Origin of the sequence: Comamonas sp. w2-DMI, assembly GCF_040187735.1 — a bacterium.
Taxonomy (GTDB): domain Bacteria; phylum Pseudomonadota; class Gammaproteobacteria; order Burkholderiales; family Burkholderiaceae_C; genus Comamonas; species Comamonas terrae.
Genome location: NZ_JBANEL010000010.1, coordinates 53,157 through 70,320 on the forward strand (window position 1 = coordinate 53,157; position 17,164 = coordinate 70,320).

13 protein-coding genes are annotated in these 17,164 nt (G+C 66.2%); 7 read left to right on the forward strand and 6 right to left on the reverse strand.

All coding sequences use genetic code 11. From position 1 onward, the window contains the following. Window positions 1–19 precede the first annotated feature (19 nt). Genes V8Z74_RS12350 through V8Z74_RS12365 form a run of 4 tightly spaced genes read left to right on the forward strand, consistent with a single transcriptional unit; the run spans window position 20 to window position 4,165 of the window. On the forward strand, window positions 20–1,306 hold the full coding sequence (locus tag V8Z74_RS12350) for an aromatic ring-hydroxylating dioxygenase subunit alpha (protein ID WP_054075774.1): 1,287 nt from the start codon (window positions 20–22) through the stop codon (window positions 1,304–1,306). Then, window positions 1,303–2,418, forward strand: coding sequence for a zinc-dependent alcohol dehydrogenase (locus V8Z74_RS12355; RefSeq protein WP_224649291.1), 1,116 nt, complete (start codon window positions 1,303–1,305; stop codon window positions 2,416–2,418). Before V8Z74_RS12350 ends, V8Z74_RS12355 begins: the two co-directional genes overlap by 4 nt. Then, window positions 2,415–3,197 (forward strand): IclR family transcriptional regulator, encoded by a 783-nt coding sequence (locus V8Z74_RS12360; RefSeq protein ID WP_224649290.1) that lies wholly within the window; start codon window positions 2,415–2,417, stop codon window positions 3,195–3,197. The genes V8Z74_RS12355 and V8Z74_RS12360 overlap by 4 nt, the downstream gene beginning before the upstream one ends. A gap of 8 nt (window positions 3,198–3,205) precedes the next feature. Next, complete coding sequence (locus V8Z74_RS12365; protein ID WP_224649288.1) at window positions 3,206–4,165, forward strand: CobW family GTP-binding protein; 960 nt, start codon at window positions 3,206–3,208, stop codon at window positions 4,163–4,165. 149 nt (window positions 4,166–4,314) lie between these two features. Here the strand turns inward: V8Z74_RS12365 and V8Z74_RS12370 are convergent, their stop codons facing one another. The 4 genes from V8Z74_RS12370 to V8Z74_RS12385 form a co-directional block, all read right to left on the reverse strand. Next, entirely contained in the window at window positions 4,315–5,292 is a 978-nt protein-coding gene (locus V8Z74_RS12370; RefSeq protein WP_224649286.1) for a Bug family tripartite tricarboxylate transporter substrate binding protein, read from the reverse strand. Between the two features lie 77 nt (window positions 5,293–5,369). Further along, window positions 5,370–6,581 (reverse strand): tricarballylate utilization 4Fe-4S protein TcuB, encoded by a 1,212-nt coding sequence (gene tcuB, locus V8Z74_RS12375; RefSeq protein ID WP_349709497.1) that lies wholly within the window; start codon window positions 6,579–6,581, stop codon window positions 5,370–5,372. A 155-nt stretch (window positions 6,582–6,736) separates the two neighbouring features. Further along, entirely contained in the window at window positions 6,737–8,182 is a 1,446-nt protein-coding gene (gene tcuA / locus V8Z74_RS12380; protein WP_349709499.1) for an FAD-dependent tricarballylate dehydrogenase TcuA, read from the reverse strand. A gap of 229 nt (window positions 8,183–8,411) precedes the next feature. After that, complete coding sequence (locus V8Z74_RS12385) at window positions 8,412–9,350, reverse strand: LysR family transcriptional regulator (RefSeq protein WP_349709501.1); 939 nt, start codon at window positions 9,348–9,350, stop codon at window positions 8,412–8,414. A 53-nt stretch (window positions 9,351–9,403) separates the two neighbouring features. On the opposite strand from V8Z74_RS12385, the gene mnmA reads away from it, so the two are divergent. Continuing rightward, window positions 9,404–10,540, forward strand: coding sequence for a tRNA 2-thiouridine(34) synthase MnmA (gene mnmA, locus V8Z74_RS12390; protein ID WP_349709502.1), 1,137 nt, complete (start codon window positions 9,404–9,406; stop codon window positions 10,538–10,540). Window positions 10,541–10,613: 73 nt separating this feature from the next. Here mnmA and ssb read toward each other — a convergent pair whose 3' ends face one another. After that, the gene (gene ssb, locus V8Z74_RS12395) at window positions 10,614–11,150 is read right to left on the reverse strand and encodes a single-stranded DNA-binding protein (protein ID WP_066474349.1); all 537 of its coding nucleotides are present in this window, start codon (window positions 11,148–11,150) and stop codon (window positions 10,614–10,616) included. Window positions 11,151–11,277: 127 nt separating this feature from the next. After that, complete coding sequence (locus V8Z74_RS12400) at window positions 11,278–12,453, reverse strand: MFS transporter (protein WP_349709552.1); 1,176 nt, start codon at window positions 12,451–12,453, stop codon at window positions 11,278–11,280. A 239-nt stretch (window positions 12,454–12,692) separates the two neighbouring features. Here V8Z74_RS12400 and uvrA point away from each other — a divergent pair, with 239 nt between their 5' ends. Both uvrA and V8Z74_RS12410 read left to right on the forward strand, forming a co-directional pair. Continuing rightward, complete coding sequence (gene uvrA / locus V8Z74_RS12405) at window positions 12,693–15,740, forward strand: excinuclease ABC subunit UvrA (protein WP_349709504.1); 3,048 nt, start codon at window positions 12,693–12,695, stop codon at window positions 15,738–15,740. A 60-nt stretch (window positions 15,741–15,800) separates the two neighbouring features. Beyond that, window positions 15,801–17,087 carry a PQQ-dependent sugar dehydrogenase gene (locus V8Z74_RS12410; protein ID WP_349709506.1) on the forward strand — a complete coding sequence of 429 codons (1,287 nt, stop codon included), beginning with the start codon at window positions 15,801–15,803 and terminating at the stop codon, window positions 17,085–17,087. Window positions 17,088–17,164 lie beyond the last annotated feature (77 nt).

A 17,164-nucleotide genomic window follows, 5' to 3' on the forward strand; every position in this document is an offset into this window, starting at 1 on the left:
AACAAAAAGGAGATGTGCAATGTTGAAGCAAGAGCAGAATGAATTGGTGACTCGAACGAATGCGGGAACCCCGATGGGGGAGGTGTTCAGGCGCTATTGGCTGCCGGCGCTGCTGTCGCAGGAACTGCCCGCGCCGGACTGTCCTCCGGTGCGGGTCAAGCTGCTGGGCGAGTCACTGATCGCGATCCGTGACACGCAGGGGCGTCTGGGGGTGATGGATGAGTTCTGCGCCCATCGCGGCGTGTCACTTTGGTTCGGACGCAATGAGGACAACGGCATTCGCTGCCCTTATCACGGCTGGAAGTACGACGTCTCCGGCCGATGCGTGGAAGTTCCTTCGGAACCGGAAGGCAGCCGGTATTGCGAGCGCATCAAGCTCAAGTCCTATCCGCTGATCGAACGCGGTGGCGTGGTATGGATCTACATGGGACCGCCCGAGCTACAGCCTCCTGCACCCGAGTGGGAGTTCGCCACCGTGCCCGCCAATCAGAGCTTCATGTCCAAGCGTATGCAGGAGTGCAACTGGCTGCAGGCCCTTGAAGGCGGCATTGATTCGAGCCACGTCTCCTTTCTGCACAGCGGCGGATTGCAGCACGACCCCTTGTTCAAGGGCGCCAAGGGCAATGAATACAACATGAACGACTTGCGCCCGCAGTTCGAGGTGGCGGAGGCTGACGGCGGCCTGTTCATCGGCGTGCGGCGCAAGGCCGAGCCCGGTTCGCTTTATTGGCGCATCACGCCGTGGATTCTTCCCTGCTTCACCATGGTGCCTCCGCGCGGCGACCACCCCGTACACGGTCACTTCTGGGTGCCCATCGACGATGAAAATTGCTGGGCCTGGAGCTTTGACTATCACCCCACCCGGCCGCTTACGGAGCAGGAAGTGGAGGCCATGCACAACGGCGCCGGGATTCACTGCAAGTACGTTCCCGGAACGTTTATTCCATTGGCAAACAAGTCCAACGATTACCTGATGGATCGCGAAAAGCAGAGAACCGGCGAGCTGTACAGTGGGGTTGAAAGCATCGCGATTCAGGACTCCTCGCTGCAGGAAAGCATGGGGCCTATCCAGGACCGCACGCGTGAAAACCTCACCGGCACGGATCGCGGCATTGTTCAGGCCCGGCGGCGCCTCATGGCGGCAGCCATGGCACTGGCCGAATCGGGAACACCGCCTCCGGGCACCGAGCCAAGCCAGCAGAAGGTGCGTTCCGTGGCAATTGTGTTGCCCGAAGGCGCAGTCTTCCACGAAGCCGCGCGCGATGCGCTGCGCGCCGAACCCGGCAAACCGCACGCTACCGTATGACGGATCGTTCCATCATCTGGGCAGCGGTCGCTGTCGAGCCTGGGCGCACCGAGATTCAGGAACTGAAGGTGCCGGAGCCCGGCGCCGACTCCGGGCTTTTGCGGGTCGCCATTACAGGTGTCTGCGGAAGCGATTGGGGTTACTACCAGAACCTGCCGCGCTCGCGCGGACCGCTGATCCTAGGGCATGAAACTGTTGGCTACGTGGAGCGGATCGGCGCCCTTGCCGCTCAGCAGTGGAAAGTCAAGGAAGGCGAACTAGTCGCACTGGAGGAGTACCTGCCGTGCGGGCACTGCGAGTACTGCCGCTCCGGCGAGTTCCGCCTGTGTCATGCGACCGATTGGAGGCTGGGCGGCATGCGCTATGGCGCGACGGCCTTGAGCAAGGAACCGGGGTTGTGGGGCGGCTTCGCACAGGCTCAGCACTTGCATCTCAACACCGTGTTCCATCGTGTTCCAACGGGGGTGACGCCCCGGCATGCGGCGCTGGCGTTGCCGTTGTCCAACGGCATCGAGTGGGCCTATCTCCAGGGGGGCGCGGGTCCAGGTCAGACGGTGGTGATCCAGGGACCGGGACAGCAAGGACTTGCCTGTGCTGTTGCTGCCCGGGAGGCTGGCGCACAGTGCGTGATCGTCACAGGGCTGTCGAACGAAACGGACCGGCAGCGCCTTGCCCTGGCCAGGGAACTTGGCGCGCACCATACGATTGACATCGAGCAGGAGGATCTGTTGGAGACCGTCGCAGACATCACGGGTGGCCACATGGCCGATCTCGTGATCGATTGCGCCTCAGGCGGGCCGGCTTCGGTTTCCAGTGCCATCCAGCTCGCCCGCAAGCGAGGCACGGTCATCCTCGCGGGCCAGAAAAGGCAGCCTGTTCCCGCGTTTGACAGTGACAGTATCATTGCCAACTTCCTCACTGTTAAAGGGATGCGCGGGCACTCTTATGAGTCGGTCGAACTGGCGCTGCAATTGATTGCAGGTAATCGCCATGGCGTCACGAAGATGTGTACGCACACCTTCTCCCTGGAGGAGACCGATCTTGCCCTTAGGTCTCTGGTGGGTGACGGAGTGGAAGGGGCGATCCATACAACCATTGATCCTGAACGTTGAGCACGAAAGACAACACTGACGAAAGCCGCAACCTGTCTTCGGCAGGCGCGGCACTGCGCCTGCTGAAGACATTCACGGCCGAAGAGCCCGAACTGGGCATCACCGAGCTTGCTAGGCGTCTTGGTGTCGCCAAAAGCACGGCCCATCGGCTCGCGGCGACCCTGGTTGCCGAGGGATTTCTTGAGCGCATTCCGACGGGCAGCGGTTACCGCCTGGGCCTGCTGCTTTTCGCGATGGGAACCTTGGTGCGGCGGCGCATGAATGTTGCTGAGGAAGCTGCTCCGCTGCTGCATGCGCTGGGCGAGCAAAGCGGCGAAACCGTGCATCTCGCGGTGCTGCACGGCAGTGAAATCCTGTATCTGCGCAACATTGAAAGCCGGCATGCCATTCGTCCGCGTTCCTATCTGGGCGTGCGCAAACCGGCGTTCTGCACCAGCGAAGGCCGAGTCCTGCTGGCCTTCAGTCCACCCCCGGTACAGGCCAAGATATTGCGTGGACCCCTGGAGGCTCGGACATCGAATACCGTGACCGACAAGGCAAAGCTGGCTCATTTGCTGGAAAAAGTGCATGGCGCCGGATGCGCCGTGGACGACGAGGAAAGCGAAGAGGGGATGCGGGGAGCTGCCGCACCGATCTTCGATGCATCTGGGGCCGTGGTGGCTGCGGTGGGCCTGGCTGTGCCGACTTCGCGCTTTCCGAAAGCCAAAACGAATCAATTCACGACCATGGTGATCGAGACGGCGCACGCGATCTCGCAGCGGCTTGGCTACGAGTCCTGATCCCCGCCATGAAAAATTCCCCCATTCCCGTCTGGGTCGTCACAGGCTATCTGGGCAGCGGCAAGACCACATTGCTGAACCGATGGCTGAGCCACGCCGGGCTGGCGCATGCGGTGTTGATCATCAATGAGATTGGGGAAGTCGGACTCGATGACCGCATCCTGGCTCGCAGCGCCGATAGCGCCTCCACGCTTTTGGCAAACCAGTGCATCTGCTGCAACGGCCTGCCTGGCCTGGAGGGGACGCTGACCGAGCTTTGGTGGGCACGGTTGCGGCGCGAGCGGCCCCATTTCGATGCCGTGGTGATCGAGACGACAGGCTTGGCCGCGCCAGGGCCGATCAGCCAGCTCTTCGAACTGGTGTCGCTTTTGCGGGAGCGCTATGTGCTGCATGCCGTTGTGACGGCCGTGAGTGCCACGGCCGGGTGCGAGGGCATCGAAGCCCATGCGCAAGCCCGTGAGCAACTCCAGGCGGCGGATACGGTGGTGCTCACCAAAGTGGATCGTGCCGAACCCGCTGCCGTGGCGTCGCTGTCCACTCTGATCCAGGCATATGCACCCCAGGCCCGGGTTTTGCAGTCGGCGATGGCTTCTCTCGACTGGAATGACATGGCCGCCGTCACTCCGGGCCGGTCGTCTGGCAACCGCTTATCCGCGGCCGTGCCTAGTGGCGCTGGATTCGCAGCGGTCCGTCTCGGTGGACGTTCGGGCTATGCCCCGGTAGGTGAGTCTGTACATGGTGCCAAAAGCCGTTTCATTCCCTTGCCGCAGCCCATGGAACTTGACACATGGAAGGCTTGGCTTGGTTCACGGCTGGGGCCGCACCTGCTACGGCTCAAGGGCGTGGTGCTGCTGGACGATGGTTCACCGCTGCTGGTTCAGTGGTCGCAGGGCGATGAGCATCCGTTCTTGCAGCCCTTTGAAGGTTCCTGCCCATCGCCTGGGCTCACGGAAATCCACTCGCAGTGAGCGGACCGGCCATTGGGTGGGTGTTTGGATCTGGCAGAGTCTATGCAATAGATAGCTGCTTGTGCTTGACCTGTAAGGATTTCAGTTTCTTTCATAGCTGAAACCCTTATGGATGTAGCGCAAGCAGCTATCTTTTAAGGATCAAATCCTCAGTTCTGCGTGATCTTGCGCTCCCTGACCACCTTGCCCCATTGCTCGTACTCCTTTTTCATGAAGGCTGCGAACTCGGCGCGCGTGGTGGGCTGGGGCGTGAGGCCGTGGATCTTCAGCGCATCGGCCACCGCGGGATCCTGGAGCACCTTGACGATCTCCTTGTTCCAGCGATCCAGCATGGGCGCGGGCGTCTTGCCGGGCGCGACGAAGGCATACCAGTTCAGCGCCTCGAAGCCCGGATAGCCGGCTTCGGCCACCGTGGGAATATTGGGCATGTAGGCGGGCCGGGTCAGGCCCGTGGTGGCCAGCGGAATCAGCTTGCCGGTCTCGATGTGCGGCAGGGCCGTAGGCGGGGCGGCGAAGTAGGAGGTCACGCGCTCGCCCAGCAGGTCCTGCAGCGCCGGCGCACCGCCCTTGTAGGGCACGTGCACCATCTCCACGCCGGCGCGCTGGTTGAACAGCTCGCCGGCCAGGTGCGAGGCCGAGCCCGCGCCCGTGGAGGCATAGTCCACGCTGCCGGGCGCCTTCTTGGCCTTGGCCACGAATTCGGCCAGGGTCTTCACGCCCGCGCCCTTGTGCACCACCAGCACGTTGGGAAAATTCACGCCGCCGGAGATCGGCGCCAGGTCCTTGAACGGGTCATAGTTCAGCTTCATGATGTGGGGCGCGATCGTCAGCGGCCCCACCGAGCCCAGCAGCAGCACCGAGCCGTCGGCCGCGGCATTGGCCACGTACTGGTGGGCGATATTGCCGCCCGCGCCGCCCTTGTTCTCGACAACCACGGTCTGGCCTATGTTCTCGCCGAGCTTCTTGGCGATCAGGCGTGCGGCCGCATCGGCGGCGCCGCCGGCCGCAAAGCCCACGACCAGGGTCACGGGCTTGCTGGGCGGAAAGTCCTGGGCCTGGGCGGGAGCGCAAAGGGCCAGTGAAGTGGCGGCCAGCACGGCGGCCTGGAGCAGGGTGCGTTTTTGCATGGTGGGTCTCCTTGGTATGAAAATTGAGCTTGGGTGCTTGTAGGGCAGGCGCTGGCAGCTATCTTTTTGGTGAGCAATCAATCGGCGCCCAGGCCGATGGGACTGGGTTCGCGCTTTTCGGCGTTGTGGCGCAGCAGCGCCGCGGTGCGGAAAATGCCGTGCGCGAACTTGCCGTAGGGCAGGGTGGCGAACAGCGCGATCACCGCGCCCAGGTGCAGGCACAGCAGCAGGGCCAGGGCGGGCGTGGCGCGGGCGAGCCACAGCGCCATGCCGCTGGCCGCGACCAGGAACAGCAGCGCGATGAAGCCCAGGTCCATGGGCTTTTGCCGCGCGTCGCCGTGCAGCGGGTGGCGGCTGCGGTTCAGATGCCACAGGCCGGCCGTGCCCGCCATCAGGCCCAGGCCGCCCAGCGCGCCGAGGACCTTGGGCAGGCTGGGCAGCTCGTAGGGCGCGGCCCAGCCGAACGCATAGTGGTAGACCGTACCCAGCGCCGTGGCGGCAAAGCACAGCAGGAAGCCGTAGAAGGTCAGGTGGTGGAAACGGCGGCGCTTGAGCGTGTATTCGTCATCCTCGTTGTGGCAGCCCTCGCCGTGGCCGCCGTCCAGGTACTTGAGGCGCAGCACATCGTGCGTGGCTTCGGCCGCCGCGGGCGCGCTCACGTCCGCGCCGCTGGTGGCGGGCTTCACGTCCTTCCAGAAGCGGCGCACGCCCATGGCCAGGGCAAACACCACGCACAGGAAGACGGGCGCGAAGATGCCCACCAGCAGGTTGTGCGGGAACAGGTGGTAGAAGTTGTTGCCCAGTTGCGCATTCCACAGCTGGCCCAGGCCCCCTTGTGCCGCCACGGCTAGCGCGAGGAACAGGAACAGGCCGGCCACCAGGGCCAGCGACAGGGTCAGGCCGTTCCTCTGGTAGAGCTTGCCCAGAGCCGGCGGCCAGGCGTAATCGGCATAGGTCTGGCCGCGCACCTCGGCCATGGCCTGGGGGATATTGATGCCGAATTCGTGCGGCGGTGCGTACTGGCAGGCGTGCAGGCAGGCGCCGCAGTTGTGGCAGAGATTTGCCAGGTAATGCACATCGGCCTTGCCGAACTCCAGACGGCGCGTCATGGCCGGGAACACGGCGCAGAAACCTTCGCAATAGCGGCAGGCATTGCAGATCTGCATCACGCGCGCCACCTCGTCCTCGGCAGCGGTTTCCGTTGGGGCGGGGAGGATGGGAATCACCTTACCGGTGGCCAGGGTCTGGGCTTCCTTGCCCAGTTCTTGCAGGGATTTCAGGGTTTGCATGTCAGTATCAATGATGTTGACCGTGATTCGCATCACTTGAAACTGGCGTGCTCCAAGTCAGAGACGCCGAGCAAGGGCCGCCCCGCAGCGAGGGCGTTGTCCCCCTCCCAAAGAGGGAGGGGGAAGCGGCGAAGCCGCTCAGGGGGTGTTTCATTTCAGTCCTTTACGGCGCCATGGATAGCGGGTTTGCCAGCAGCCGCCAGCGCGGCATTGCGCCCGGCAATGCGGCCAAAGGCTGTGCCGATCGACATGCCCACACCGGCCGTGTAGCCCTTGCCCAGCACATTGCCGGCCATCATCTCGCCGGCCACGAACAGGTTCTGGCTGGGCTGGTCCTTGAAGCGCACGGCGGAGGTGTCGTCCACCTTCAGGCCCAGATAGGTGAAGGTCACGCCGGGGCGCAGCGCATAGCCGTAGTAGGGGCCGGTGTCGAGCGGGCGCGCCCAGTGCGTCTTGGCCGGAGCCAGGCCTTCGGTGTGGCAGTCGTCCAGCGCGGTATGGTCGAAATGGCCGACCTTGCAGCTGCTGTTGTAGGCGTCGAGCGTGGTCATGAAGGTGTCCACGTCCAGACCCAGCTTCTGTGCCAGCTCGGGCAGGGAGTCGGCCTTCACGCCGGGGAACACCGGCGGCATGAAGCGGCCTATGGCCTTGCTGTCGATGATGGAGTAGGCCGTCTGGCCGGGCTGCTGGGCTACCAGACGGCCCCAGATCGCATAGCGCTTGGGCCAGAAGTCCTCGCCCTCGTCATAGAAGCGCTGGGCATCGCGGTTCACCACCACGCCCAGCGAGACGCAGTCGATGCGCGTGCAGATGCCGCCGTCGTACAGCGGAGCGCGGGCATCGATGGCCACCATGTGAGCTTGGGTGGGATCGCCCAGGCCGTCGGCCTGCTGCTCTTGCAGCATATGCTTGAGCAGCACGCCCTGGTTGAAGGCCGTGCCGCGGATGATGAAGTTGTCAGCTGGCCATTCGCCGCGCTCGTTCTGGCCCCAGGCCTCACGCAGCCATTCGCGGTTGGACTCGAAGCCGCCCGCCGCCAGCACGCAGCTTTTGGCCGTGATGCGCTGGCGCCCATCCTTGGTTTTGACCCATGCGGCCTGGAACCGGCCGTTCTCGATTTCGAGCTTGTCCACGGGCGACTCGTAGCGGATTTCCACGCCCAGCTTTTCGGCGCTGCGGAAATAGGCATTCACCAGCGCCTTGCCGCCGCCCATGAAGAAGGCATTGGTGCGCGCCACGTGCAGCGCGCCCGACAGCGGCGGCTGGAAGTGCACGCCATGGCGGCGCATCCAGTTGCGGCAGGTGGACGAGGCGCGGATCACCAGGCGCGCCAGGTGCTCGTTGGTGATGCCGCCGGTCACCTTGAGCAGGTCCTGCCAGAACTCCTCCTCGGGATAGGCCTCGACCAGCACGTCCTGCGGCGCGTCGTGCATGCAGCGCAGGTTGCGGGTGTGGGCCGAATTGCCGCCGCGCCAGGCGCGCGGCGCGGATTCCAGCAGCAGCACGCTGCTGCCTGCCTCGCGGGCCATCAGCGCGGCGCACAGCGCGGCATTGCCGCCACCGATGACCAGCACATCGGTGTCGTAGGTTTCTGTTTTCATGATGGGTTGCCGGCGGCATGGGGGCCGCGGCGGTTCAACGTAGGGGATTGGCGTTGAACTGTAGAAAGCGCCGCCGCCGCTGTGCAGCGGTTGCCGGGCATGGGGGTATCACGCCAAGTGATGGCTCATTCCATTTCTTAATCAAACGATTACTTTGTCGGCTTCGCTTGTCGTGCGTCTGCACTGCCTGCGCTTCGCCTTCGCGTACTCCTTTGATCGAGAAACGGAGTCAGTCCGTCAGCGTGGCGCCCATCCAGGCGCCGGACTGCACCAGCCGCCGGGTGCAATCGAGCAGCACCACGCGCGCGGCCAGCGCGGCGGGCGACAGCTCGTCGTCCGACAGGCTGCACAGCGCGGCATTGCGCCGCACCTGGTCGTCGGCGATCTCGGACCACTGGAAGCGCTGTGCTGCATCCTTGTACATGGCAACGGCCGACCAGGGCTGGACCGTGGCGCCCAGGCCCGCATCCACGGCTTCCATCAGCAGCGGCAGGGAATCGATCTCCATGGCCAGCCGGGGCTGGAAGCCCGCATGGGTGAACGAGGCCATGATGGAGCTGCGCAGGCCGTGGCTGCCCGAGGGCAGGATCAGCGGCACTTGCTGCAGCTGCACCAGGCTGATGGGCACTTCATGCTGAATCTGCGGCGCCACCGGTTGCTGGCGCGACTGAATCAGAAACAGTTGCTCTTCCAGCAGAGGCATCACGCTCCATCGCCTGGCGCTCTGAGTATCGAAAAGGATGGCCAGATCCAGCTGTCTGGCGTTGAGAAGACTCGTCAGATGCCCCGAGAGGGCTGACACCATGTGCAGACGCACCTCGGGGTAGCGCTCGCGCATGGCACGCATCAGCGGCAGGCCCAGCACCGAGGCGATGGTGGGCGACAGCCCCATGCTGACGGCACCCGACAGCCGGGCCTGCTGGGCTGCGTGAATGGCCTGCTGGGCATGGCGCAGGGTCAGCTGGGCCTGGTGGAAAAAAGCCTGGCCGGCCTCGGTGGGGATGACTCCGCGTGGTGTGCGCTGCAGCAGCCGGGTCGAGAGTTCCGACTCCAGGCGGCTGATCTGCTGGCTCAGCGCCGACTGCACCATGTCCAGATCCAGCGCTGCCCGGCTCATGGAGCCCAGTTCAACAATTCGTACAAAGTAGCGCAGCTGGCGCAGTTCCATGGCAAATCCTCACGCCCGCAGCAGTTGACGGGCGCTGGGATAATCGCATACCTATGAGCAACAAGCAGCGTGTCGTGGTGGGTTTGTCGGGCGGTGTGGACTCCGCCGTCACCGCCTATCTTCTCAAGCAGCAAGGCCATGAAGTGGTCGGCATCTTCATGAAAAACTGGGAAGATGACGACGACAGCGAGTACTGCTCGTCCAACATCGACTTCGTGGACGCGGCCGCCGTGGCCGACGTGATCGGCATCGAGATCGAGCACGTCAACTTCGCGGCCGAGTACAAGGACCGGGTGTTTGCCGAATTCCTGCGCGAATACCAGGCCGGCCGCACGCCCAACCCTGACGTGCTGTGCAATGCCGAGATCAAGTTCAAGGCCTTCCTGGACCACGCCATGCGCCTGGGCGCCGAGAAGATCGCCACCGGCCATTACGCGCGCGTGCGCCAGAACCCCGACACCCGGCTGTTCGAGCTGCTCAAGGGCCTGGACCCGTCCAAGGACCAGAGTTACTTCCTGCACCGCCTGAACCAGGCCCAGCTGTCCAGGGCCATGTTCCCCGTGGGCGAGCTGCACAAGACCGAGGTGCGCCGCATCGCCGAGGAAATCGGCCTGCCCAACGCCAGGAAAAAGGACTCGACCGGAATCTGCTTCATCGGCGAGCGGCCCTTCCGGGAGTTCCTCAACCGCTACATCAGCAAGGAGCCCGGCCCCATCCTCGACGACCGCAACCGCAAGCTGGGCCGCCACGTGGGCCTGAGCTTCTACACCCTGGGCCAGCGCTCGGGCCTGGGCATCGGCGGCGTCAAGGAAAAGGGCGCGGCACGCGGCGCCGGCGACCATGCACCCTGGTTCGTGGCGCGCAAGGAGCTGGACCGCAACGTGCTGCGCGTGGTGCAGGGCCACGACCACCCCTGGCTGCTGTCGCATGCGCTGCGGGCCGACCAGATCAGCTGGGTGGCCGGCCATGCGCCGGCCGAAGGCAAGACATATGGTTCCAAGACCCGCTACCGCCAGCCCGATTCGCCGGCGCTGATCTCCGGGGCGACGGCCGACGGGTTTCGCCTGGACTTCCCCGAATCCCAGTGGGCCGTGACGCCGGGCCAGTCGGCCGTGCTCTACGACGGCGATGTCTGCCTGGGCGGCGGCATCATCGCGCAGGTGGACCCGCAGGAGCGGGGCGTTTCCTGACGAAGCCGCCGCAGAAAAGAAAAAGCGAAGCATCTGCTTCGCTTTTTTTTTCGATGGCTGGCAGCCCCGGGGATCAGAACGGAATATCGTCGTCCATATCGTCGAAGCCCGAAGCCGCGCGCTGGGGCGGCGGAGCCATGGGGGCCGGAGCCGGACGGGCGGCAGGCGCGGCGGGGCGTGCTGCTGCAGGCGCAGGGGCGCGGCGCGGCGCTTCGTAGCTGCTTTCGCCGTAGCCTTCGTCGCCATAGCCGCCTTGCTGCTGGCCGCCGCCCTGGCGGCTGCCCAGCATCTGCATGGTGTCGGCGCGGATTTCGGTGGCGTAGCGCTCCTGGCCCGTGGCCTGGTCGGTCCACTTGCGGGTGCGCAGGCTGCCTTCCACGTAGACCTGGCTGCCCTTGCGCAGGTACTGGCCCACGATCTCGGCCAGCTTGCCATTGAACACCACGCGGTGCCACTCGGTGGCTTCGCGGTTTTCGCCGGTGTTCTTGTCGCGCCAGCGGTCGGTCGTGGCGATGGTCACGTTGGCCACCTGGTCGCCGCTGGGAAAGGTACGCATTTCGGGGTCGCGCCCCAGGTTGCCGACGATGATGACTTTGTTGACGGATGCCATAAATATGTGCCTTTACTGAAAGTGGGCCGGGAAATTAGAACGTACTCACGTTCTATGGAAAGGTCCCGGACCAATGGAATGCGCATTTTGCCCCAAGCGGGCAAGGCAGGGTGTGAGATTTCCCTGGTTATCCATGCCGGCCCACGGGGCGCAGCGGCCAGGTCACGATCAGCCACAGCGCGGCCAGCACGGCCGTCACGGCAAACAGGCCCGGGGCGCCGGCCCATTTGGCCACGCCGCCGCCGATGGCGCCGCCCGCGAACAGGCCCAGGGACTGCAGCGTGTTGTAGGCACCGAGCGCCGCGCCGCGCAGGGGCGCCGGCGCCATGCGCGAGACCAGGCTGGGCTGGGTGGCCTCCAGCGCGTTGAAGCCGCAGAAGAACAGGAACATCAGCAAGGCCATGCACCAGACGGTGGGAATCGTGCCGCTGGCCGCCAGCATGCCCAGGCCGGCCTGCACGACCACGACCAGGGCGATGGCGCCCAGCAGCGCGGCGCGCAGCCGGCCCTTGCGCTCCATGGCGAACAGGCCGCCCATGGCCAGGAAGGACAGCACCACGGCAGGCAGGTAGATGTGCCAATGCTGCTCCTTGGCCAGCCCGGCCTGCACCAGCATGGCCGGCACGGCCACCCACATGGACATCTGCACCGTGTGCAGGATGAAGACGCCGAAGTTCAGGCGCAGCAGGTCGCCGTGGCGCAGCAGGTCGCCAAACCGTCCCTTGGGCGCATCGGCATGCTGCACCGGCTCGGCCGGCACCACCCACAGCACCACGGCAATGCCGGCCAGCGCCAGCGCGCAGGTCAGGCCGAAGATGCCCGACAGGCCGATCCATGCGTTGAGCAGAGGGCTGAGCACCAGGGCCAGTGCGAACATCAGGCCGATGCTGCCGCCCACCAGGGCCATGGCCTTGGTGCGCACGCCGTCGCGCGTCAGGTCGGCCAGCAGGGCCGTGACGGCGGCGGACACCGCGCCCGCGCCCTGCAGGCCGCGGCCCGCCATCAGCATGGTGAGCGAGCCCGCCATGGCCGCGACCAGGCTGCCCAGCGCAAACACCAGCAGGCCGGCCACGATGACGCGCTTGCGCCCGAAGCGGTCGGACGCCAGGCCCAGCGGCAGCTGGAAGACCGCCTGGGTCAGGCCGTACAGGCCCATGGCCAGGCCGATCATGGCCGGATCGTCGCCGCCCGGGTATTTGCGCGCTTCGAGCGCAAACACGGGGAGCACCAGAAACAGGCCCAGCATGCGCAGTGCAAAGATCAGTGCCAGCGAGATGCTGGAGCGCCGCTCCTGCGGCGTCATGGTGGTGGCGGTCCTGTCGCCACCCAGCGTGCCCGGATTCGGGGGTGTATGGATATTCTTCACGCGCAGATTCTGCCAAGAGTGAATGCCCGACAAGGGGCATCATCAAAAAACTCCGCCGTCCGCAAGCCGGGCAGAGCAACACGAATAACGCCGTGGATTGTCCGTGATCCCTCAATCCTTGATCACGGCAGGGCCAGGCTGACTATCATGGAGAGTTTCCCCCGTTTGGAGTGCAAGTGTCCGTAAAGCCTGGTTCACTCTCTGTTGATCAAGCCGCTGCAATCGGTTCCGCCGACGAAGGCCTGTACCTGGGCCGTTCGCTGGCGCAGACACGCATCGCGATCCGCGGCGCGCGCACGCACAACCTCAAGAACATCGACCTGGACATTCCGCGCAACCAGCTGGTGGTGATCACCGGGCTGTCGGGCTCGGGCAAGTCCAGCCTGGCCTTCGATACGCTGTACGCCGAGGGCCAGCGCCGCTACGTGGAAAGCCTGTCGGCCTATGCGCGCCAGTTCCTGGGGCGCCTGGACAAGCCCGACGTGGATCTGATCGAGGGCCTGTCGCCTGCCATCTCCATCGAGCAGAAGGCCACCAGCCACAACCCGCGCTCCACCGTGGGCACGGTGACCGAGATCAACGACTACCTGCGCCTGCTGTACGCCCGCGCGGGCACGCCGTTCTGCCCCGACCACGACCTGCCGCTGCAGGCCCAGACCATCAGCCAGATGGTGGACAGCGTGCTGGCCCTGCCCGAGGACACCAAGCTCATGGTGCTGGGCCCGCTGGCGCGCGAGAAGAAGGGCGAGTTCGCCGAGCTGTTCGCCCAGCTGCAGGCCCAGGGCTATGTGCGCTTTCGCGTCGACGGGCAGATCTACGATGCGCAGTCGCTGCCGCCGCTGGAGAAGAACGAGCGCCACAACATCGACGTGGTGATCGACCGCCTCAAGGTGCGCCAGGACGTGAAGCAGCGCCTGGCCGAAAGCTTCGAGGCCGCGCTGCGCGCCGGCGGGGCCGATGCCGGCGGCCGCGTGATCGCGCTGGAGATGGACAGCGGCAAGGAACACCTGTTCAGCGCCAGGTTCGCCTGTCCCCTGTGCGATTACTCGCTGCCCGAGCTGGAGCCGCGCCTGTTCTCGTTCAACTCGCCCATGGGCGCCTGCCCGGCCTGCGACGGCCTGGGCTGCAGCGAGGCCTTCGATGCCGAGCGCGTGGTGGCCTTTCCCTCGCTGAGCTTGGCCAGCGGCGCCGTCAAGGGCTGGGACAAGCGCAACGGCTACTACTTCTCCATGCTCGAAAGCGTGGCCCGGCATTACGGCGTGAGCATAGACACGCCGTTCGAGGAACTGCCGGAGAACGTGCGCCAGGTGGTTCTCTGGGGCTCGGGCGAGGAGGCCATCGCGTTCAACTATGTTTTCGAGAGCGGCCAGCGCAAGGGCGAGGCCTTCGTCAAGCAGCATCCGTTCGAAGGCATCATCCCCAACATCCAGCGCCGCTGGCGCGAGACCGAATCCACCGTGGTGCGCGACGACCTGGCCCGGCTGCGCAGCGTGCGCCAGTGCCCCGAATGCCACGGCACGCGCCTGCGCCGCGAGGCGCGCTTCGTGCGCGTGGGCGAAGGCGATCGTGCGCGCGCCATCTACGAGGTCGGCCATGCCACGCTGGCCGAGGCGCTGGCCTGGTGCAAGGACCTGCCGCTGGCCGGCGCCAAGGCCGAGATCGCCAGCAAGATCCTGCGCGAGATCGCTTCGCGCCTGCTGTTCCTCAACGACGTGGGGTTGTCCTATCTGAGCCTGGACCGCAGCGCCGACACGCTCTCGGGCGGCGAGGCCCAGCGCATCCGGCTGGCCAGCCAGATCGGCTCCGGCCTCACGGGCGTGATGTATGTGCTCGACGAGCCCTCCATCGGCCTGCACCAGCGCGACAACGACAAGCTCATCGCCACGCTCGAGCATCTGCGCGACATCGGCAACAGCGTGATCGTGGTCGAGCACGACGAGGACATGATGCGCGCGGCCGACCAGATCATCGACCTGGGGCCGGGCGCCGGCGTGCACGGCGGGCGCATCATGGCCCAGGGCACCTACGACGAGGTCAAGGCCAACCCCGAATCGCCCACGGGCCGCTATCTGAGCGGCGTACAGAGCATTCCCGTGCCTGCGCGGCGCACGCCCTGGCTGCCGGTGGTGTCGAAGAACGACGAGGCCGAGCCGGAAAAAAGCGCTTCGCACTTCCCCACGACGGCAGGCCGCAAGCGCGCCGCCAGAAGCGCGGCGCCGGCAGACCTGCAGGCGCTGCGCGTGGTGGGCGCGCGCGGCAACAATCTCAAGAGCGTGACGGTGGACTTCCCCGTGGGCCTGTTCACCTGCGTGACCGGCGTCTCGGGCTCGGGCAAGAGCACCCTGGTCAACGACACGCTGTACGCCGAGGCCGCGCGCCAGATCCACCGTGCGGGCACCGAGCCCGCGCCGCACGACGAGATCGTGGGCATGGAGTATTTCGACAAGGTCATCAACGTGGACCAGTCGCCGATCGGCCGCACGCCGCGCAGCAACCCGGCCACCTACACCGGCCTGTTCACGCCCATCCGCGAGCTGATGGCCGAGACCACCACCGCGAAGGAGCGCGGCTACGGTCCCGGGCGCTTCTCGTTCAACGTGGCCGGCGGGCGCTGCGAGGCCTGCCAGGGCGACGGCGTGGTCAAGGTCGAGATGCACTTCCTGCCCGACGTCTACGTGCCCTGCGACGTCTGCCACGGCCAGCGCTACAACCGCGAGACGCTGGAGGTGCAGTGGAAGGGGCGCAACATCTCCCAGATCCTGGAGATGACGGTGGAGGACGCCCACGCCTTCTTCAAGGACGTGCCAACGATCGCGCGCAAGCTGCAGACCCTGCTGCAGGTGGGCCTGTCCTATATCCGCCTGGGCCAGAGCGCGACCACGCTGTCGGGCGGCGAGGCCCAGCGCGTCAAGCTCGCGCAGGAACTGTCCAAGCGCGACACGGGGCGCACGCTCTACATCCTCGACGAGCCCACCACGGGCCTGCACTTCGCCGACATCGACCTGCTGCTCAAGGTGCTGCACCAGCTGCGCGATGCGGGCAACACCATCGTCGTCATCGAGCACAACCTCGATGTGATCAAGACGGCCGACTGGATCATCGACATGGGCCCCGAGGGCGGCTCGGGCGGCGGCCGCGTCGTGGCCACGGGCACGCCCGAGCAGGTGGCGGCCAACCCGGACAGCGTGACGGGGCGCTATCTCGCGCCGCATCTGAAGGCCTAGCCCCACAGGCGCCCGGGCCATGGCAAGATGGCCGCTTTGCCATTTGCCGCGGAGCCGTGAATGATGTCCCAACCGCTGAAGACCCTGGGCCTGCTGGCGGCCTTCCTGCTCGTCGGCCTGGCCGCCAGCCAGAGCGCGCAGGCGCGCGGCTATGCGTCGACCGGCAAATGCGGCATCTATCCGCGCTTGGCCATCGCCACGCCCGCAGGCACCTGCGTGGGGCTGGTGGCCGACGAGGCCCATGGCCTGCATTTTCCGCGCCGCGTGCTGGAAATAGCGCCGGGTCGCATCTGGGTGCTGGACATGGGCGGCTGGATGCCGCGCCAGGGCAAGCTGATCGAGCTGCGCCTGCCGCCCGACGCCGCCACGCCCGCCAATGCCGCGACCACGGACAAGGCCGTGCAGTCGCAGGTGCTGCTGGACAAGCTCAACTACCCCTCGGGCATGGTGCGCGGACCGGACGGCAAGGTGTACGTCGGCGAGGCCGACCGCATCTGGCGCGCGGCGATCCCGGCCCTGGGCCAGCCGCCCCGGCAGGAAGAGCTGGCCGGCCAGCTGCCCGCCGACGGCGCCCATCTGCTCAAGGAACTGGCGTTCGCCCCCGACGGCAGCCTCTACGTCAACATGGGCTCCTTCACCGACGCCTGCCGAGGCGACGACCAGAAGCTGCCCGTGCCCTGCCCCGAGCGCGCCGGCGCCATGCCGCGCGCCGCGGTCTGGCGCATGACGCTGCAGCCGGGCGCCCAGCCGGTCAGGGACTTCAAGCCCTTTGCCACGGGGCTGCGCAATTCCATGGCGCTGGCCGTCATGCCCGACGGGCCCGCGGCCGGAACGGTCTGGCAGGGCGAAAACAACATCGACTACCGCGAGCCCCGGCATCCGCCCGAGGAACTGAACCTGCTGCGCGAGGGCCGCGACTATGGCTGGCCCTACTGCGTGGGCGCCAGGCAGAGCGCCCAGGGCTACGAAAAGCGCTTCGACTGCGCAAGGACCGAGGCGCCTTTCATGCTCTGGCCCGCCCATGTCGCGCCGCTGCACATGCTGGCCACGCCAGCGGGCAGCGCCTTCGGCGGCCAGCTGCTGGTGGCCTGGCACGGACCGGGCGCGGGCGGCCAGCGCATCGTGGGCTTCGCGCGCGACGCCAAGGGCCAGCCCTCGGGCCAGCCCGTCAACTGGCTCAGCGGCTGGGACGAGAAAAAAGGCCTGCGCCCGCGCGGCCGCCCCACGGGCATGGCCGTGGACCATGCGGGCCGGCTGCTGGTGGTGGAAGATTTCAACCGCAGCCTGCTGATGCTGATGAGCGAGGCGGGCACGGCACCCAAGCCTGCGGCAACGACTTCCCGATAAGGAGGAGGGGCCGCCGCCGTGCCGCCGGGCGGTCGCCCCTTTTTGGCACCGGCAACCGCTGCACCTGCGGCCGGATG

Excerpts from the sequence above, each read along its gene's own strand:
- V8Z74_RS12400 (WP_349709552.1), bottom strand. The coding sequence starts at position 12,453 with ATGACGCCGCAGGAGCGGCGCTCCAGCATCTCGCTGGCACTGATCTTT.
- V8Z74_RS12410 (WP_349709506.1), top strand. The coding sequence starts at position 15,801 with ATGATGTCCCAACCGCTGAAGACCCTGGGCCTGCTGGCGGCCTTCCTG.
- tcuB (WP_349709497.1), bottom strand. The coding sequence starts at position 6,581 with ATGCAAACCCTGAAATCCCTGCAAGAACTGGGCAAGGAAGCCCAGACC.
- V8Z74_RS12385 (WP_349709501.1), bottom strand. The coding sequence starts at position 9,350 with ATGGAACTGCGCCAGCTGCGCTACTTTGTACGAATTGTTGAACTGGGC.
- ssb (WP_066474349.1), bottom strand. The coding sequence starts at position 11,150 with ATGGCATCCGTCAACAAAGTCATCATCGTCGGCAACCTGGGGCGCGAC.
- V8Z74_RS12355 (WP_224649291.1), top strand. The coding sequence starts at position 1,303 with ATGACGGATCGTTCCATCATCTGGGCAGCGGTCGCTGTCGAGCCTGGG.
- tcuA (WP_349709499.1), bottom strand. The coding sequence starts at position 8,182 with ATGAAAACAGAAACCTACGACACCGATGTGCTGGTCATCGGTGGCGGC.
- V8Z74_RS12370 (WP_224649286.1), bottom strand. The coding sequence starts at position 5,292 with ATGCAAAAACGCACCCTGCTCCAGGCCGCCGTGCTGGCCGCCACTTCA.
- mnmA (WP_349709502.1), top strand. The coding sequence starts at position 9,404 with ATGAGCAACAAGCAGCGTGTCGTGGTGGGTTTGTCGGGCGGTGTGGAC.
- V8Z74_RS12350 (WP_054075774.1), top strand. The coding sequence starts at position 20 with ATGTTGAAGCAAGAGCAGAATGAATTGGTGACTCGAACGAATGCGGGA.
- V8Z74_RS12365 (WP_224649288.1), top strand. The coding sequence starts at position 3,206 with ATGAAAAATTCCCCCATTCCCGTCTGGGTCGTCACAGGCTATCTGGGC.